Origin of the sequence: Gordonia asplenii (assembly GCF_012933505.1) — a bacterium.
In the GTDB taxonomy this organism is placed as follows: Bacteria; Actinomycetota; Actinomycetes; order Mycobacteriales; family Mycobacteriaceae; genus Gordonia; species Gordonia asplenii.
Window position 1 is genome coordinate 46843 of record NZ_JABBNB010000023.1, and the last position, 15694, is coordinate 62536.

Genomic DNA, 15694 nt, shown 5'->3' on the forward strand with positions numbered 1-15694 from the left:
GGCGGGCCCGGCTCGGCCGGCGTGTGTGGTGGTTTCGACACGCTCGTCGCTAGCGCTCCTCGCGGCTCAACCGGCGGGTGGAGTGCCCCGGCCGGTGGGGTTTGGACTCGCTCCGCTCGCTCAACCGGCAGAGGAACGCAACGTCATACAACTCGTCAAGTGCGACACACCACTGGGCCCTACAGCAGTCCTCGCGACTTCAGCGTCAGATAGTGGTCGGCCAGCGCGGGCGGGAGCTTGTCGGGAACCGCGTCGATCACGTCGACGCCGAGCCGGCCGACCGCCGACGCCATCCGCTCACGCTGCTCGATGGCTCGCGCCGCGGCCGCTGCGTCGAACGTCGACTCGGTGTCGCCGCGGTCGGCGAGCATCGCGGGCAGGGCGGGGTCGGCGACCGATCCGATGACCACCCGATAACGCTGCGCCAAGACGGCGAGGGTCGGGAGAAGCGACTCCTCGATGGCGGCCGGTTCCAGCGGCGTCAGCAGGACCAGCAGGGCCCGCTGCCTGCTCAGCCGCGCTACCTCGGCGCCGAGCAACGGCCAATCTGCTTCCAGCAGAGCAGGTTCCAGTGGTGCCATCGCGTTGACCAGATTGCTCAGCAGGTCGATACCCTTCGTCGAGGTGACCCGGCGATGAATCTTTCGGTCACCGGCGATCAGGTCGACCCGGTCACCGGCGTGTGCGGCCAACGCGGCCAACAGCAGCGCGGCGTCCATCGCCGAATCCAGCCGGGGCATGTCTTCCACGCGCCCGGCCGACGTCCGCGACGTGTCGAGCACGATCACGATGTGCCGGTCCTTCTCCGGCTGCCACGTCCGCACCACCGTCGAGCGGCGTCGAGCGGTCGCGCGCCAGTCGATGCTTCGGACGTCGTCGCCTTCGACGTAGTCGCGCAGCGAGTCGAATTCCGTTCCCTGGCCCCGAATCCGCACCGCGGACCGGCCGTCGAGCTGCCGCAGCCGGGCCAACCGGGACGGTAGGTGCTTGCGGGAATCGAAGGGCGGCAACGCCCGCACCTGCCCGGGCACGAACTGCGACTTCTGCCGCCCGGCGATGCCCAGCGGCCCCCGACGTCGCAGCGTCACCCGAATGGCCAGCCGATCGCCGCGCCGCGTCGGCCGCAGAACCGTTGTCACAAAACGACGTTCGCCGCCGGGGATGTCGATGCGATGCGGCGTCGACGACGCCCCCGCCGACGGCTGCCACGCGTCACGGATCTCACCGTGAAAGGCACGCTTGTCCATGTTCGTGAGAAACAGCGTCGACGACGATGCGTCGCCGAGGCGAATCGGATCCGACGCCGAGCGGGCGATCAGCAGTGTCGAGGTACGTCCCGCGACCAGGTAGTCTCCGACGGCTACGAAGGCGCACAACAGAAACCAGACGAAGACGACCCAGTACTCGGGGTGCACGATCGTCGGAATCGCGCCCACCGCGACGAGTCCGAGCAGTCGGCCGGTGACGTACATCAGCGTGGAACGGGAACGGAATTGATGGCGGCATCGAGCACGGTCGACACCGCGACTCCCTCCAGCTCGGCCTCCGGTCGTAGGGAAAGACGGTGTGCGAGAGTCGATTGCGCGAGCGCCTTGACGTCGTCGGGGGTGACGAACGTCCGTCCGTTGAGCCACGCCCACGCTCGGCTGGTGCTCATCAGCGCCGTCGCGCCGCGTGGGCTCACGCCGAGTGCCAACGACGGCGACACCCGGGTGGCTCGCGCGATGTCGACGATGTAGGCGAGTACCGCCGGCGCGATCGCGACCTGCCGGACCGCTGCTGCGCCCGCCTCGATGTCGACGCCCGAGGCGACCGGCGCAACACCGGCGCCCGCCAGATTGCGCGGATCGAAACCGGCTGCGTGCCTTGCCAATACGGTGATCTCGTCATCGCGTGGCGGCAACGGGAGGGTCACTTTCAACAGGAATCGGTCCAGCTGGGCCTCGGGAAGCGGATAGGTGCCCTCGTACTCGACGGGGTTCTGCGTGGCGGCGACGAGGAAGGGTGCGGGCAGTGGCCGCGGCACGCCGTCGACCGAGACCTGCCGCTCCTCCATCGCCTCGAGCAGGGACGCCTGCGTCTTCGGCGGCGTGCGGTTGATCTCGTCGGCGAGCAGCAGATTGGTGAACACCGGCCCGGGCCGGAAGGTGAACTCCGACGTCGCGTTGTCGTAGACGAGTGAGCCGGTCACGTCGCCCGGCATCAGGTCCGGGGTGAACTGAACACGCTTGGTGTCGACGGCCAGTGCCGCGGCCATGGTGCGCACCAGCAGTGTCTTGGCGACGCCGGGCACGCCTTCGAGCAGGATATGCCCGCGGCACAGCAGGGAGATGAGAATTCCGGCGACTGCGGCATCCTGTCCCACAACGGTTTTCGCCACTTCTGCGCGGACCCGGGTCAGCGCGTCGCGGGCGCGTTCGGGGTGCGCGGCGCTCATCGGCGTGGACGCGGGCGCAGCTTTGGACAGATCAGCCATAGCGTCGGTGAACTTCCTCTTCGATACGTGACAGGTCGTTGGCGTAGGAGAGCAATTGGTCCTCGGTGCCCGGCAGCGGTCCGGCGAGCAGGTGCGCCAGCCACGCCCTCTCTGCGCCGGAAGCCGTTGCGGCGGTGTCGATCACGATGGTGACGTCGGTCCGGGTGGGCAGTCCGAGCGACTTCGTGAGTCGGCGAATCGTGTGATCCCGCAACTGTTTGCCGGCACGCGGCACATCGCCCGCACGATGGTAGAGCCGCCCGCGTGCCTGTGTGGTCTCGATGGCCTTCACCACCGCGGGCAGCGGCTCGACGACGAGCCGACCGAACCGGCGTCCGCGCCACACCATGGCGGCGAGCAGCGCGACGAACGCCAACGCGATGAGCGGGCCGATCGCCCGCGGGATGTCCGACGGTCCGCCGGCGGTCTGGCTCGGCGGAACATCCTTCACCGAGGGGATGTACCAGAGCAGGCGGTCGTGGCCGCCGAGCATGCGTACCGCGACTCCGGCGTTGTCGAACATGTCGATGGAACCGTTGGTGAACTGCAGACCGCTCGCGACCACGACCTGTGGCCGCGAGCCGTTAGCGGGCAGCACAACGACATTCGAGCCGCCGGTGGTCGACGACGTCCGGAGGGTGAAGCAGCTGGTCGCCGAACTCCCGGGGGCCACGACGTAGGTCGCCGAACTCGCCGAGATGACGTCGGACGGCGCGATGCCCGGCGTCGAACAGTCGGCCCGGACCGACGAGATGCTGATGTCGTAGCCGTATCCGGTCGATGCCGGCGGTGCGAGTTCGGTCAGCGTCGACTGCCGCGGATTCAGTAGCACCAAACGTGCTGCGCCGCCGACCCTTTCGCGTAGCTTGCCGGCCGTGTAGGAATTCAGCGCACTGTCGCCGGTGACGACCACCGTCGTGTTCGCATCGGGTCGGCCCGCGGCGAACAGCTGCTTCTGATTGCGGACGACGTCCACGTGCACGCCGTGTGCGTCGATCACGCGCGCCAATGCGCGTGTGCCCGACGTTCCCGGGTTGTCGGGGTCGAGAGGGTCCGACGTGGTGCCGAGCTTGTTCGACGCCGCCGAGACGGCTAGGGCCGCAATGCCGCCGACGACGATCAGCGCCACGGCGCCGAGCACCGCGAACAGGATCCAGCGCCGGGGCCGGGGAGCCTTCGGTGCCCTGGCGGGCACCGGTGGAGCGGCCTGAGCGGGTGCACTCATCGGGCCGCCTCCCGAATCGGTGGGAGGCTGGGCGGGGGCGCCTCGACGTCGTCGACGAGACGCGGTTTGGTGCTCTTCAGCTTGGTGTCGAGAGCCTGGATGGTCAGTGCGTGCTCGTGGGTCGCGGGCCGACCACCATAGGCGACGTCGTCGAAAAGATCTGCCCCGCTGAGTAACTCGTTCACCAAGGTCGGGAACGGAGCAGTCAAGCGATACGCGATTTCGTGAGCGGTCAACGACGCCGCGCGAGTCAACAGCGTCCGTTCGACCGCCTCCTGGGCGATCGCGCGCATGCTGCACACGATGCTGCGCAGATAGTCACCCGCCTGCAACGCTTCGGTGGCGAGCTCACGATGCTGTGCCGCAGTCAATTTCGACGATCCCAGCACCGCGCGATCCCCCGTCGCGGTGTCCTCGGCCCGCCGATTGCGGCGCAGTCGGGCGAGCAGATACACGGCCCCGGCGAGGATCGCCAGCGCGATGACGATGGAGATGATCAGCGGCGTCGAACCGGAGTCGGAGCCGAAGACGTTCTGGAAGAAGTCCGAGAACCACCGGCCGATCGCGTCGCTGATCCGGTCCCACCAACTCGGTTGCGGGTGATAGTCGTTCTTGCGCAACTCGTCTTCGAGCCAGCGTCGGGCTTCGTCATTGCTCGGATCGAGCCCGGCGGCGAGGGTGCGGGTGGCGCTCACGGCGACCCCGTCGGCGCCGCGTCGCCCGAACCCGCGATCAGTGTGATGTCGAAGCCCTCCAACCGAATTCGTGCGTCCGTGTAGAGCACGGTGATGGCGGTGCCGAGGAACGGCAGCGTGACGAAGTCGGCGAGCGCGGTCAGTGCCGTGGACGCGATCAGTTTCGTCGTGGACGCGACGATCCCGCCGGACACTCCGTCGGCGACGTCGGCGATGTCACCGGTCGGCGAGGTGATGACCGACTGTGCGATCGCGATGATCAGCGCCACCAGCAGCAGGCAGCCCAGCACCCGCCAGCAGACCGGCCGGACCAGCGCCACCGAACGACGAAGAGCCGCAATGGGAGTCAGTCCTTCCAGGACGGTGATCGGCATGGCGAACACGATGAACGTCGTCACCGCGACGAGCGCGACGGCGGACACGATGCCGAGCAGTGCCCCCAGCACCGCCAGTCCCGCCGACGATGCCGCACCCGCTGCGGAGAAGATGGCGGTCACTGCGATCAACGGCACCGCGATGATCACGAATGCGATCGCGGCGATCGCCAGGACGGCCGGAAGCCGCGGGGCGAGGCGTTCCCAACAACGCTTCAGCGGAGGGTATCGACCTTCGACGGCCCGGCTCGTCGGGTAGGCGAGGGCGCCGGTCAGGACCGCGGTCAAGAACACCGCTGCGGCGGTGCTCAGTGCCGCCAGGCCGCCGAATGCGCTCAATGCGGTGCCGTCGGCGACGTCGATCGAGTCGGCCAGTGCCGACACGAGCAACCCGATCAGTGCGCTGATCACGGCGATCACCGCTGAAATCGGCGCCACCGCACGAAGATTGGTGGTGATGGCCGCGAGCGATCCGGTCACGACGTCGCCGATGCCGAGGGGCCGCAACGGAATGATTCCCGGCTTGTGCGCGGCCAGCGTGTTGGCGTACGTCGGGGGCGGTTGGTAGCCGTAGATCTCGCTGGGGTGAGCGACGGGGTCGTCGAAGCCCGCCTGGGGGCCGGGAGCCGCGAAATCAGCGGGCGCCCAGCCGGGCGGAAGGTCGGATTGCGGTGTTGGCACAGCGGGTTGGGTGCTCGGCGCGATCCAGTGCGCCGACTCGCCGGATGCGGCGGCGTCGTCGGTCATCTCGGGTGCGCCCCCTTGTTCGGTCGAAAGGTTCATTTGTTGCCTGCGAACCTACCAAAATTGCTGCTAGGGTCGGACTAGAACACGTTCTAGATTGGTGCGCGAGTGCACCTCGAAAGACAAGGAAACCGCAGATGACAGTGGAACAGGCCACCCTGGCAGGCAAGATCGCCGACACCGTCGAGCAGTACATCGAACGACTGACCGCGGGTGACGCCGAACGCATCGTCGAACTGTTCGCCGACGGCGCCACCGTCGAAGACCCCATCGGCACCGACGTCCGCACCACCCGCGAACAGTTGATCGAGTTCTACACGATCATCCAGAACCTCGACGACCGCCAGGCGACCCTCAAGTGGAAGAAGGTCGCGGGTGACACCGCGGTCTTCGAATTCACCCTGGTCACCCACACCGCGGGCATGGCCTTCGAGATCACCCCCGTCGACATCATGGTCTTCGACGCCGACGGAAAGATCACGTCGATGCGAGCCGTGTGGGCGCAGGAGGATTTGAAGGTGTTGTAGTTCAGTCTGCTTGGTCGCCTGGGTGGCGCCCGCCGGAGAGCGGCCGTTTGGGCGTAGGACACCCGGGGGGGCGTGGCCGATTGCAAACTGTAAGTTGACCTTGGCCGAGGGAGCATTCACCTCGGTGACGCTGAGGTCGCATTTTGCAATCAGGCTCCCGATTGAACTCTGCCCCGTCACCTTGGCCGAGGGAGCATTCACCTCGGCTCACGTGAGATGGCCGTTTCCAATCCGACCTAGCGCCCCGTCGGGCGCAGCACGATCTCCTCTGGGCTCGCGTCCGCCGGCGTCAACACCGCGTGCGCCACGGCTGCCGCCACCGTCGAGGGCTTCAGGAAGTTCTCCGGGCGGTATTCGCGGCCTTCGATGGCGACGATGTCCTGCTGCATCTCGGTGTCGATGCGGCCCGGGAAGATCGACGTCACGCGCAGCGTCGGTTCCTCCAGGCGCAGGGCGTCGGCGAGCGCTTTCAAGCCGAATTTGCTTGCGGCATAAGGGGCCCAGCCCGCGTTGGCCCGACGCCCCGCGCCCGAATTGATGAACACCAGATGCCCCGACGCCGCACGCAGTGCGGGCAGCAGTACCCGCGTGAGTTCGGCTGCCGCGATGAGATTCACTTCCAGGAGACGCCGCCACTCGTCCACCGGCGTCATCTCGACCGTCTCCAGGCTGCTGGCGATCCCGGCGTTGTGCACCAGTACGTCGAGCGAGCTGATCGCCTCGGCGGCGGCCTCGACCTCGTCGTAGTCGGTCAGCTCGACGGCGAATGTGCTGGCGCCCTCCAATTCGATTGCGAGAGCGTCTAATTCGGCCGACGGCCGCCCGCCGAGGAGCAGGTCGTGGGTAGGGGCGAGGGCCCGGGCGATGTGTTCGCCCAGGCCCCTGCTGGCTCCGGTGATCAGTGCGGTCGGCATGCGTAGCAGCCTACCGTCGGACTCTAGAACTCTTCGGCTCCGACCAGTACGGCTTGCGGCTCGACGTCGTGCGACACCGCTGCCCTGGACCGGACCAGGCTGACGGCTGCGACGGCCACGACACAGTAGGCGGCGGCGAACCAGAACGGCGCGGCGCTCGAACCGAACCATTCGGCGAGGTAGGAGACCAGCACCGCGGCCACGGCCGCACCCATCCACCGCAGGAAGCTGTAGCCGGCGCTGGCCACCGACCGCGGGGTGTCCCCCGTCGACATCGCGACGCTGGTGAACAGCGTGTTGAGCACACCCGACGGCAGACCCGACGCGATGACGGCGAAACCGATCAGCGGGACAGATCCCTCCAGGGTGCCGATCGCGGCGATGGCCATGATCACGCCGTATGCGGTGATGGCGGCCATCACACCGCCCTTCTGACCGAGTCGTGCCGCAATGCGCGGCGCGATGAACACGCCCGAGAGTGCGGTCAGCAGGCCCCAGCCGAAGAAGATCATGCCGGCGTAGATGGGCCGCAGGTTCATTGCGAACGGTGACCACGCGATGACGGTGAACAGGGCGCCGGTGTAGAACGCCGAGCCGATGGAGGTGACCAACAGCGTGTGGTTACGCAGGGCCCGCACCGGGTCGAGGAGCTTGACCGGAGTACGCGTCGACCGTGGTGCATCCTTGGGAAGCAGTGCCGCACAAAGGATTGCGCCGATCAGCATCAGGATCGCGGTGCCGGCGAACGGGGCCCGCCAGGTCCACTCGCCCAGGATGGCGCCCAGCAGCGGGCCGATGGCCAAACCGGCGCCCAGGGCCGCTTCGTAGAGCAGGATGGCGCCCGACTGACTGCCCTTGGCGGCACCGACGATGAACGCCAGAGCCGTCGCCATGAACAGTGCGTTGCCCAGGCCCCACAGCACGCGCAGCGCGATGAGGGTGTTGATGTCGCCGGCGAGTGCGCTCACCCCCGCGGCGACGACGATCAGGACCAGTCCCGTGGTCAGGGTGCGTTTGGGGCCGAATCGAGCGGCCGCCCAGCCGGTGATCAGCATGGCGACCACCTGCACGCCCATGTAGACGCCGAACAGCAGGGTCAGCTTGCTCGCCGGAGCGTGCAGCGCCTCGGCGATCGACTTGAGGATCGGATCCACCAGGCCGATGCCCATGAACGCGATGACTGCGGCGAAGGCCGTGATCCACACGGTCCGGGGCTGCTGGCGCATGGTTTCCAACAATCCGGGGTGGGTGTCGGGCTGGGTCTGTTCATCGGTTTCGAACACGACAAATCTTCTTTCAAACCTAACGGGGAGAGCCACTTCAGAGGTTCTCGACCTGCTTGTGTAATTCCTTGAGGGCCTCGGTCGCGGCAGCGAGAGCGGCTCGGTGTTCATCACTGAGTCCGGCCAATGCGGCGGTCACGGCGTCGTCGCGTTCGGCGCGCACCCGGCGGAGCACGACGCGTCCGTGTTCGGTGAGCTCGATGACGACGGCTCGACGGTCGGTCGGATCGGCGTGGCGGGTGGCGAGATCGCTTTTGATCAGGCCGTCCACCAGGCTGGTCGCCGTCGGCATGCGGATCGATTCGCGCTCGGCGAGTTCGCCCATGCGCATCGGCCCGTGGTCGAACAGTGTGGCCAGCGCCGACGCCTGAGCGGCCGTGTACTCGGTGATGGGGGTATGTCTGCGCAATGAGAGGTACAGGCGAGTGAGCGTCGGACGTAGCTCGCTTGCCAGTTTCGCATTGTCGATGGACATATAGATAACCTAATACTTAGGTACTCGAAGTATCAAGCTGATGTGAGCGACCTAACGGGCACCCGGGGGTGTGCCCCGCCTAGAAACGTCCGCCGACGCCGATGCGGCCGGCGGTCCCGGTGCCGCCGAACGACCCCGGGGACCGACCACCGCTGCTGAATCCGCCCCCGAAACCTCCGTCGAATCCGCCCGGACGGCCTGCTGCTCCGCGCAGGAAGCTGTCGACCAGCACGCCTGCCAGGACTGCCCCGGCCGTCGACGAATCCGACGTCAAGTTGGTCGACTCGGCGTTCTGCCAGGACACGACGTCGGCCTGCGCGGCCATCAACGCCTGATCGGCGAGGCTGCCCGCACGTCGGGCCAGGTCGGTCATCGTCGCGATGTCCTCGGGCGTGCCGCCGGTCGACCGTTGCGCCTGATCGAGCAACCGCTGCGCTTCGGCCAGCCGCGTGCGTGCCGTCGCCTGCACGGCGCCGCGCCGGGTCTCGATGAAGTCGACGGCCGCCGACACCTTGGCCGATGCCGCGGTCATCGACGCCGTGAGCAGCTCGCTGCGTCGCACGCGCTCCGACGATCGCTGTCGTGCGCCGGCCAGCGCAGCGTCGAGTGCGGCGTCCGCCTGTACCAGCTCGGTGAACGAGCCGAGCAGGTCGTTGACGGCTCCGGTCCGGGCCGACGTGAGCGACGTCTGGGCCGCGGCGATCGCGGTCGTCAGGTCGGCTGCGCCGTCGCCGCGCGCGGCAAGTGCCTGAGCTTCCGCGATCTCGCCCTCGACCTCGGTGATGAGTGCGGGCAGCTGTGTGCGCGCCGCGCGCAGGTTGGCCTCGGCGTTGCTGATGGCATCGAGCAGGCGATTGGCCTGGGTGAGCGCGCCTTCCGCGGAGCGGATCGCCGCCACCGCGGGACCCTGCTTGCCGACCGGCGCGGCGATCGCCTCGCGGCCCTGGTCGGCGGAATCGTCGGCGAAGGTGATCTGCTCGGCTGCCAATTCGATGTTGTGCGCGATCGACGTCAGGGCGTCGGCACCATATTTGCTGGTCAGGTCGGCGAGCAGTGGTCCGGCGGCAGCCACGCGTGCTTGTGCGGCGACCAGTTCGCGGGTCAACTCGTCGAACCGGGTGTCGGCGTTGATCAGCAGATTGCGCATCTCGTCGAAGTTCGAGGCCTGTTCGTCGAGTGCGGCGTCGAGGTCGGTGCAGGTGGTGATGATCTGCACCAGCATCGACCGGCGTTCGTCGTCGGTCTCCGGAATGGCGTCGTCGAGCCGTTGCCGCAGCGCATAACTGGTCGCCAGCCCGGCGCGGGCCGCTTCGACGGCGTGCCGGAACGGCGCGGTTTCGACGGTGCCGAACTCGCTTTCGGCGAGCGCGAGCTCGTCGGCGCTGGTGGCGACGGCGTTGTCGGTGTCGGTGAGCACCTCCGAGGCCCACGGGTCGAGCACCGACAGCGGCTGTGCGGAGAGCTGGTCGGCGGTCAGCTCCTCTTCACTGTCGCGCAGCGCCTCGATGGCCTCCTCGTTCTTGCGACGCCGAGTGCGTCGCGTGTAGAGGTAGGCGCCACCGCCGCCGACGACCAGCAGGCCGCCCAGTGCGGACCCGACGATCAACCCGGTGTGCGAGGGCTGCAACTGGTCGGTGATTCCATTCGCTGCCTCGATGCCCGCTTGCGCCCAATTTCCTTGGTGCAGTTGCGGTTCCACGAACTTACTGGCGACGGTGGTAAGTTTCGCCGAGCTGAGCCCGTCGATGCTCCCGGATGCGTTGAGGTAGTACGAGCGCGAATCCGTGGCGACGGCGAGCAGGACGTCGCCGGTGCCGAGGTCGCTCATCGACGCGGTCCGCGCAGCCCAGTCCTGGGCGCTGAGGTTGCCGAAGTCGTGGACGTAGACCACCCAGAGTTGAACCTGGTTGTCGGCGTACAGCTTGTCGATCGTGCTCTGCAGGTTCGCGTGTTGCTGATTGGTGAGTGCGTTGGCGGTGTCGAGAACCGACTGTTGCAGGCGAGTCGGTTCGTCGGCACGCGCGGGCGCGGCGCCGACCGTTGCCATCGCCAGGGCCATCGCCGCAAGTCCGACGGTCAACACGGCGAGAACCGACGCCGCGAGCAGTCGCTGTAGTGCGGCGAGCAAAGGCAGACCGGTGCGCAAACCCATGAAGCCAATCTAGCCGGTCACCGCTGGGCTTCTCCTGTGCGCCGCGCCAAGTTACCCATCCGAAGTATCGCCCGCGCCGCGTTGTAGCCGCTCATTCCGTGTGCCCCGCCGCCCGGCGGCGTCGCCGACGAACACAGGTAGACGCCGTCGACGGGTGTTGCGTACGGGTTCGCCGACATCACCGGCCGAGCCAGCAGTTGGCGGAGACTGCTTGCGCCGCAACCGATGTCTCCACCGACGAGGTTGGGGTTGTAGCGGCTGTAATCGGCGGCGGTGATGACCCGGGAGGCGAGGATCACGTCTCGGAACCCGGGTGCGCATCGTTCGATCTCCGCGGTCATCGCCTCGCTCATGTCGACGTCGGAACCGTGCGGGACGTGGCAGTAGCTCCAGGCGACATGCCTGTTCGACGCCGCGCGGGACGGATCGATCCGGGTCGGTTCGCCGCCGAGCAGCCACGGGCGGAGCGGATGGCGACCGGCGGCGACGTCGGCTTCGACCGTGCGGATGACATCGTAGGACGTCGCGAGGTGGAAGGTCGCGGTGCGCGCCAGGTCGCGACCCCGCCACGGGATCGGTTCGGACAGCAGGTAGTCGACCTTGCACACGCCCGGACCGTATCGATACCCGGCCAGGCGGCGTCGGTACCCCGCGGGCAGGCGGTCACCGAGAATCGCCGCCAGCGCCGTCGGGGAAGTATCGAAGAGGACGGCGCGCGCTCGCGGGATCTCGTCGAAAGCCGTTATCTGCCAACCTGTTTCTACTCGTCCGCTGAAGCCGTGCAGCACGCCGGCCAGGGCGTCGGCGATCGCCTGCGAACCGCCGCGGGCGATCGGCCAACCGGTCGTCGACGCGGCGGCGGTCAACAGCAGCCCGGCCGCGGCCGACGCGGGAGCCGACGTCGGGCGGATGCCGTGTGCGGCGACGGCCGCGAACGCCGTCTTGGCGTCGTCGGTGGTGAACGCCGCGGTCAACAGGTCCGTGGAGCAGAGTGCGCGCGGACCGAACGACAGCCACGGCCGCGGATCGTCGGGAAACGACAGGGGCGACAACACTTGTCGCGCCAGGCGCGCGGGGTCACCGCTGAGCGGGCCGAGGACGCGACGCCACCGCGCGGCGTCGACGCCGAGATTGCGCAGCGTCTGCTCCCAGGACCGTTCGACGCTGAGCGTGCGCGCGGCGTCGAAGACGTGGGTGAAGGAGACGTCGGGGGTGAGCCATCGCAGCCCGTGCTCGTCGAGCGGCCACCGCATCCATGCCGGTGAGATGAACCCGAGCGGATGCACCGCGGCGCAGACGTCGTGGCGGTTGCCGGCCTCGAACAGCTCGCTCGAGCGCAGCCCGCCCCCGATGGTGTCGGCTCCCTCGATCACCAGCACCGACCACCCCGCCTCGGCAAAGGTGATCGCGGCAGTCAGTCCGTTGGGCCCGGACCCGACGACCACGGCGTCGTAACTCATGCGAGCTACCGGGACAAGTGCCTACCCGTTGCGCCCGTCGCGCCACTTGCACAGTGCCGCAAGGGGACTCAGATCGTAGTCGGGGCCGCCGACGCCGACGGTGAGCAGCGAGACCCCCTCGTCGGCGAGGGCGTCGGCGCGGCGCAGGATGTCGTCGATGCTGTCGGCGGGGTTGCCGGCCGCCGTCGAGCGTTCGATGGTCTGCGGGTCGCGGCCGACGGCGGCGCAGTGCTCGGCGAGAATCGCCGACTTGGCCCGGTATTCCTCGACCTGGAGGAACGAATGCCAGATATCACCGTGCTGCGCAACGTATTTGAGCGTCTTCTTCTCACCGGAGCCGCCGATCAGAACGGGGATGTCGCGCGTCGGAGCCGGGTTGAGCTTGGCCCATCGAGCCTCGATCCGCGGCAGCGCCTCGCCCAGATCGTTCAATCGTGAACCGGCGGTGCCGAAGTCGTAGCCGTATTCGTCGTAGTCCTTCTTGAACCACCCCGAGCCGATGCCGAGGATCAGGCGGCCGGCACTGATGTGGTCGACGGTGCGTGCCATGTCGGCGAGCAACTCCGGGTTGCGGTAGGAGTTGCAGGTGACCAGCGCGCCGATCTGCACGCGCGTGGTCTGCTCGGCCCACGCTCCCAGCATGGTCCAGCACTCGAAGTGGGCGCCGTCGGGATCGCCGTAGAGCGGATAGAAGTGGTCCCAGTTGAAAGCGACGTCGATGCCGATGTCCTCGGCGCGTCGAACCGCGTCGCGGATCAGCGCGTACTCCGGAGCGTGTTGTGGTTGAAGCTGGACACCGATACGAATGGGGAAGGCCATGACTGCCAGTGTGCCGGGTGAAGATGAACAATGCAGGTGATCTCCGCGACCGAGCAGACGAGACGAGGATCCGATGACCCGACCCCATGCTCCCGACCTCGACGTTCTCCGGCGTCGCACCAGCGAGAAATGGTCGTTGTACCCCGACGATGTGCTGCCGCTGTTCGTCGCCGAGATGGACTACCAGGTCGCGCCGTTCATCGCCGACGCGCTGATCGAGCAGATCCGTTGCGACGACTTGGGATACGTCGCGGGCGCCGGCGACGTCGGTGAGGCGTTCGCGGGTTTCGCCGCCCGACGCTGGGGATGGAGTGTCGATCCGTCGGGGGTTTCGGTCACCACCGACGTCAGCGTGGTGATCGCCGAGGCGCTGCGGGTGATGATCTCGCCGGGCGACACGGTGGTGATCACCTCGCCGGTGTACCCGCCGTTCTTCGACCTCGTCGTCGAGGCCGGTGGGCGAGTGGCTGATGTGCCGCTGGCGCACGGACGGCTGGATCTGGCCGAGATCGCCGCCGCGCTGGCCGACGGTGCCCGCGCCGTTCTGTTGTGCCATCCGCATAATCCATTGGGACACAGTCATTCTCGCGAAGAGCTGGTCGAACTCGCCGCACTGGCGCAGCGGCACGGCGCGCTCGTGCTGTCCGACGAGATCCACGCGCCGCTCGTCTACGACCCGGGCTTCGTCCCATTCCTCTCCTGCGGTGCCGCGGCCCGCTCGATCGGTGTCGCCGCGCACTCGGCGAGCAAGGCGTTCAACCTCGCGGGCGTGAAATGCGCGCTGACGGTCACGGCGTCGGAGCCGATGCGGGCGATGATCGCGCGCCAACCCGAGGAGGTGACGTTCCGGACGAGCATCCTCGGGCGGACGGCGACGTCGGCCGCGTATCGGCTCGGCGACGACTGGCTGGACGCGACGGTCGAGGAGATCCGGGCCGGTCGGGATCTGTTGGGGCGGTTGCTCGACGAGCGACTGCCGCTCGTTCGGTGGACGCCGCCCGCGGCGTCGTATCTGGCGTGGCTCGACTTTCGGGGTTACCCGCAACTCGGCGACGACCCGGCGTCGACGCTGCTCGAGACGGCCGGCGTCGCGCTGCAGGCCGGTCCGCCGTTCGGGCCGTCGGGGGTGGGGTTCGCGCGCCTCAACTTCGCCTGCTCACCGCAGGTGCTGACCGAGGCCGTGGAGCGGATCGCGGCTACCGCGACGGTCGAGTAGGGACCAGCCGCGAAGCGGTGGTCCCGTCATCGAGACCATGCCGCGTCCACTTGTCGTACCCCGATGCGAACATATGTTCGTGCGGATACCTCAGACCGAACGCAGCGACGCGTCGATCCTGCATGCCGACCTGGACTCGTTCTACGCGTCGGTCGAGCAGCGGGACAACCCCGAGCTGCGGGGGCGCCCGGTGCTGGTCGGAGGCGGTGTCGTGGTAGCCGCGAGCTATGAGGCGAAGGCATTCGGGGTGCGTTGCCCGATGTCGGGGCGCGAGGCGATGGCGATGTGCCCCGGTGCGGTCATGGCCCGCCCGCGGTTCGACGCGTACATGGAGGCGAGCAATGCCGTCTTCGAGATCTTCCGGGACACCACACCTCTCGTCGAGGGCATCTCCGTCGACGAGGCGTTCCTCGATGTCGGGGGACTGCGGCGGATCTCCGGTACGCCGATGGAGATCGCCACGGCGCTGCGGGCGCGGGTCCGGGCCGACGTCGGGCTGCCGATCACCGTCGGCGTCGCACGCAGCAAGTTCCTCGCCAAGGTGGCCAGCGCCGTCGGGAAACCCGATGGGCTGCTTGAGGTTCCGCCCGACGCCGAGCTGGAATTCCTGCATCCGCTGCCGGTCCGCCGCCTCTGGGGCGTCGGGGCGATCACCGAGGCCAAGCTCGCCGACGCCGGGGTGCGGACCGTCGGTGAGCTGGCCGCACTCGGCGAGACGCGACTGTCCGGAGTTCTGGGCCGGGCGTCCGGGCGGCATCTGTATTCCCTTGCGATGGCGCAAGATCCGCGTCGAGTCGAAACGGGACGTCGGCGCGGATCGATCGGATCGCAGCGAGCGCTGGGACGTCGGCCCAAGACGCCCGACGACCTGGAAGCGACGCTGATCGCCATCGTCGAGCGGTTGGCGAAACGGTTGCGCAAGGCGGAGCGGCTGACCCGAACCGTGGTGTTGCGCTTACGGTTCGACGATTTCGGGCGGGCGACGCGGTCGAAGTCGATACTGACGCCCACCGATCGGACCGACGTCATCATGGCGTTGGCGCGCGACTTGTTCCACGACGCGCTGCCGCTGATCGCCGAACGTGGTTGCACGCTGATCGGATTGTCGTTGACCAACCTCGACGACGCCGATTCCGCCCAGCTGACCCTGCCGTTCGACGACGATCACCAGGAAAGCCTCGACAAGACCATGGATGATCTGCGGTCGAGATTCGGCGTCGACGCCGTGACCCGGGCCGTGTTGGTGGGCAGACACCACGGCGCGGACGCGCCGATGTTGCCGGATTAGGCGCCGTCGGGAGTCTGTGGCGCGGGCTCGCCGATCCCGCCCCGTC

Annotated in this window: 14 protein-coding genes; 3 read left to right on the top strand and 11 right to left on the bottom strand. The window is 68.1% G+C overall.

Annotated features, from left to right (window positions below):
- Window positions 1-179 precede the first annotated feature (179 nt).
- Genes HH308_RS19685 through HH308_RS19705 form a run of 5 tightly spaced genes read right to left on the bottom strand, consistent with a single transcriptional unit; the run spans window position 180 to window position 5553 of the window.
- The gene (locus HH308_RS19685; RefSeq protein WP_170195948.1) at window positions 180-1472 is read right to left on the bottom strand and encodes a DUF58 domain-containing protein; all 1293 of its coding nucleotides are present in this window, start codon (window positions 1470-1472) and stop codon (window positions 180-182) included.
- Complete coding sequence (locus tag HH308_RS19690) at window positions 1472-2437, bottom strand: AAA family ATPase (protein ID WP_246284729.1); 966 nt, start codon at window positions 2435-2437, stop codon at window positions 1472-1474. Before HH308_RS19690 ends, HH308_RS19685 begins: the two co-directional genes overlap by 1 nt.
- A 31-nt stretch (window positions 2438-2468) precedes the next feature.
- On the bottom strand, window positions 2469-3701 hold the full coding sequence (locus HH308_RS19695; RefSeq protein WP_170195950.1) for a DUF4350 domain-containing protein: 1233 nt from the start codon (window positions 3699-3701) through the stop codon (window positions 2469-2471).
- The gene (locus HH308_RS30495) at window positions 3698-4396 is read right to left on the bottom strand and encodes a DUF4129 domain-containing protein (RefSeq protein ID WP_170195951.1); all 699 of its coding nucleotides are present in this window, start codon (window positions 4394-4396) and stop codon (window positions 3698-3700) included. Before HH308_RS30495 ends, HH308_RS19695 begins: the two co-directional genes overlap by 4 nt.
- Entirely contained in the window at window positions 4393-5553 is a 1161-nt protein-coding gene (locus HH308_RS19705; RefSeq protein ID WP_170195952.1) for a hypothetical protein, read from the bottom strand. Before HH308_RS19705 ends, HH308_RS30495 begins: the two co-directional genes overlap by 4 nt.
- A 98-nt stretch (window positions 5554-5651) precedes the next feature.
- Here HH308_RS19705 and HH308_RS19710 point away from each other — a divergent pair, with 98 nt between their 5' ends.
- The gene (locus HH308_RS19710; protein ID WP_170195953.1) at window positions 5652-6041 is read left to right on the top strand and encodes a nuclear transport factor 2 family protein; all 390 of its coding nucleotides are present in this window, start codon (window positions 5652-5654) and stop codon (window positions 6039-6041) included.
- Window positions 6042-6277: 236 nt separating this feature from the next.
- Here the strand turns inward: HH308_RS19710 and HH308_RS19715 are convergent, their stop codons facing one another.
- The 6 genes from HH308_RS19715 to HH308_RS19740 form a co-directional block, all read right to left on the bottom strand.
- On the bottom strand, window positions 6278-6955 hold the full coding sequence (locus HH308_RS19715; protein ID WP_170195954.1) for an SDR family oxidoreductase: 678 nt from the start codon (window positions 6953-6955) through the stop codon (window positions 6278-6280).
- Between the two features lie 23 nt (window positions 6956-6978).
- The gene (locus HH308_RS19720; protein ID WP_170196000.1) at window positions 6979-8181 is read right to left on the bottom strand and encodes an MFS transporter; all 1203 of its coding nucleotides are present in this window, start codon (window positions 8179-8181) and stop codon (window positions 6979-6981) included.
- Window positions 8182-8275: 94 nt separating this feature from the next.
- Entirely contained in the window at window positions 8276-8713 is a 438-nt protein-coding gene (locus tag HH308_RS19725; RefSeq protein WP_170195955.1) for a MarR family winged helix-turn-helix transcriptional regulator, read from the bottom strand.
- A 79-nt stretch (window positions 8714-8792) separates the two neighbouring features.
- Complete coding sequence (locus tag HH308_RS19730; protein ID WP_170195956.1) at window positions 8793-10865, bottom strand: TPM domain-containing protein; 2073 nt, start codon at window positions 10863-10865, stop codon at window positions 8793-8795.
- Between the two features lie 17 nt (window positions 10866-10882).
- Window positions 10883-12325 carry a phytoene desaturase family protein gene (locus tag HH308_RS19735; protein WP_170195957.1) on the bottom strand — a complete coding sequence of 481 codons (1443 nt, stop codon included), beginning with the start codon at window positions 12323-12325 and terminating at the stop codon, window positions 10883-10885.
- Window positions 12326-12346: 21 nt separating this feature from the next.
- The gene (locus HH308_RS19740) at window positions 12347-13144 is read right to left on the bottom strand and encodes an LLM class F420-dependent oxidoreductase (RefSeq protein WP_170195958.1); all 798 of its coding nucleotides are present in this window, start codon (window positions 13142-13144) and stop codon (window positions 12347-12349) included.
- Window positions 13145-13217: 73 nt separating this feature from the next.
- On the opposite strand from HH308_RS19740, the gene HH308_RS19745 reads away from it, so the two are divergent.
- Together HH308_RS19745 and dinB are read left to right on the top strand one after the other, a co-directional pair.
- Window positions 13218-14360 (top strand): MalY/PatB family protein, encoded by a 1143-nt coding sequence (locus HH308_RS19745; RefSeq protein WP_170195959.1) that lies wholly within the window; start codon window positions 13218-13220, stop codon window positions 14358-14360.
- A 79-nt stretch (window positions 14361-14439) separates the two neighbouring features.
- Window positions 14440-15648 carry a DNA polymerase IV gene (gene dinB, locus HH308_RS19750; RefSeq protein WP_170195960.1) on the top strand — a complete coding sequence of 403 codons (1209 nt, stop codon included), beginning with the start codon at window positions 14440-14442 and terminating at the stop codon, window positions 15646-15648.
- Window positions 15649-15694 lie beyond the last annotated feature (46 nt).